We start from the raw sequence: 2279 nt of genomic DNA, 5'->3' as shown, positions 1-2279 counted from the left end.
GTCACCACCCTGTCGGTCGTGGTGCTCGCGTCCGCCGGGATCGGCCACGCGGTGGTCAGCAGCCTGGACGCGGGCATCGCGCGGATCGACGCCTTCAAGGACATGAAGAACCGGCCCCGGGGCGGGCACGGCATGAACGTGCTGCTGGTCGGCACCGACGCCCGGGACAAGATCAGCGAGCGGGACCGGCGCGCCTTCCGGCTGGGCGGCCAGCCCTGCCACTGCACCGACACGATGATGATCGTGCACATCGCCGACGACCGGGAGCGGGCGACGGTGGTGAGCCTGCCGCGCGACTCCTACGCCGAGATGCCGGCGCACACCGACCAGAACTCGGGGCGGCGCCACGGCCCGCACCCGGTCAGGCTGAACGCGGCCTACGCCGAGGGCGGCCCGCAGCTGACCATCCGCACGGTGGAGAACATGACCCATGTGAAGATCGACCACTATCTGGAGGTCGACTTCACCAGCTTCATGCGGACCGTGGACGTGCTCGGCGGGGTCGAGGTGTGCACGCCGACCCCGCTGAAGGACCGGTACACCGGGCTGGACCTCGCCGCCGGACGGCACACGCTGCGGGGCGGGCGGGCGCTTCAGTACGTGCGCGCCCGGCACGTCGACGGGGCCAGCGACCTGGGCCGGATGAAACGGCAGCAGCGGTTCCTGGCCGCGCTGATCGACAAGACGACCTCCTCGGGGGTGCTGCTGAACCCGATGCGGTTCCGGGACGTGACCCGGGCGGTGCTCGGCTCGGTCCGCGCGGACGCGGGCTTCGGCACCGACGAGCTGCTCGACCTCGGCCGGGCGATGCGGAACTTCTCGCCGTCCTCCTCGGAGTTCACCACCGTGCCCATCGGGCAGCTGAACTACCAGGTCAAGGGCATCGGCTCGACGCTGAGGTGGGACCCGGCGAAGGCGGAGAAGCTGTTCGCGGCGGTCCGCGAGGACAAGCCGCTGACCGAGGACCGCGCGCGCCGCTCCCGGGTGCCCGCGCCGGTGCCGGTGGAGGTGGCGCCGGAGACGATCCGGGTGCAGGTGGCGAACGGCACGGGCACGGTGGGGCTGGGCAAGCGGGTCGACGCGGCGCTCGCCGCGACCGGTTTCGCCACCACACACCGGCCGGTGACGGCCCCCGCCCACGTGCCGCACACCCTGGTGTTCTACGACCCCCGCTGGGACCGCTCCGCCCGCTCCCTGGCCGCGGCCCTGCCGGGCAGCGAGCTGCGCGCGGTGCCGGGTCAGGGGCCACTGCTGAAGGTCACGGCCGGCGCCGACTTCAAGGACGTCCGCCGAGTACGGTTCGACGACCCGAGCCGCCCGGAACAGAGCGTGCTGCGGGGCAACGAGGTGGTGTGCTGAGAGGTGGGGGCGGCGGGATGGCGAGCCGGCCGGCCGTACCGCGCGGCGGAGACGCGGTGACCTGCCCCGACCATGTGGCGGCGCGGCCCGTGAGCCGCACGGGCCGGAGGGCGGCGAGCCGGTCGGATACCCGGGGCGTGCGGTGGGGGGTGTTCAGTCGTCGAAGCCCTCCGCCGCTCGCTGTTCGCGCAGCTCGCGGATGGCGCGGCGGCGGGCCAGGCGGTGGGTGCGGCGGATCTGCGCCTCCTGGTAGCGGCGACGGTCGCGGTCGGTCTCGGGTATGACCGGCGGCACCCGGCGCGGCTTGCCGTCGGCGTCGACCGCCGCGAAGACCAGGTAGGCGGAGCCGACCTGGGTGGGCGGGGCGGACTCGTTCCAGCGCTCGGCGAGGACCCGGACGCCGACCTCCATCGAGGTCTGGCCGGTCCAGTTCACCTGTGCCTTCACATGGACCAGGTCGCCGACGCGCACCGGCTCCAGGAACGCCATCTCGTCCATGGACGCGGTGACGGCGGGCCCTCCGGAGTGCCGGCCGGCCACGGCGCCCGCCGCGTCGTCGACCAGTTTCATGATCACTCCGCCGTGCACCGTCCCCAGCAGGTTGGTGTCGTTGTGGGTCATGATGTGGCTGAGGGTGGTGCGGGAGGCGGAGGTGGGCTTGCCCGGGATCTCCATTTCCACTTCCGTGGCCTGGTCTGTCATGCCCTCCACCTTATGCCGACGGCGCATTCGCGGAATTTGTGTCGGCTTCGCAACAGCGCCGCCCTGATTTTCCGACAGCACTTGTCCGGCACACCTCGGCGCCCGGCACACTGGTGCGCATGAATGACTGGCCCGAGGGATGGTCCGACGACAACCGCGGCCCGCGCTACGGACGCGGCAGTGCCGGCGCGCAGCCGGAGAGCGCCCGCGTGATGCGT

The 2279-nt window shown here is 72.5% G+C and carries 2 protein-coding genes; one reads left to right on the top strand and one right to left on the bottom strand.

Annotated features, from left to right (window positions below; all coding sequences use genetic code 11):
- Window positions 1-1359, top strand: a 1359-nt coding sequence (locus H5J33_RS31815) for an LCP family protein (RefSeq protein ID WP_181798210.1), incomplete at its 5' end; no start/stop codon positions are given.
- A gap of 153 nt (window positions 1360-1512) precedes the next feature.
- On the opposite strand, the gene H5J33_RS31810 is transcribed toward H5J33_RS31815, so the two are convergent.
- Window positions 1513-2088 carry an acyl-CoA thioesterase gene (locus H5J33_RS31810; RefSeq protein ID WP_181798209.1) on the bottom strand — a complete coding sequence of 192 codons (576 nt, stop codon included), beginning with the start codon at window positions 2086-2088 and terminating at the stop codon, window positions 1513-1515.
- Window positions 2089-2279: the final 191 nt, after the last annotated feature.

Source organism: Streptomyces sp. WELS2, from assembly GCF_013870595.1.
Lineage (GTDB): Bacteria > Actinomycetota > Actinomycetes > Streptomycetales > Streptomycetaceae > Streptomyces.
The sequence above is the reverse complement of the archived record's forward strand: the minus strand, read 5'-3'. Positions and strand labels throughout refer to the sequence as shown.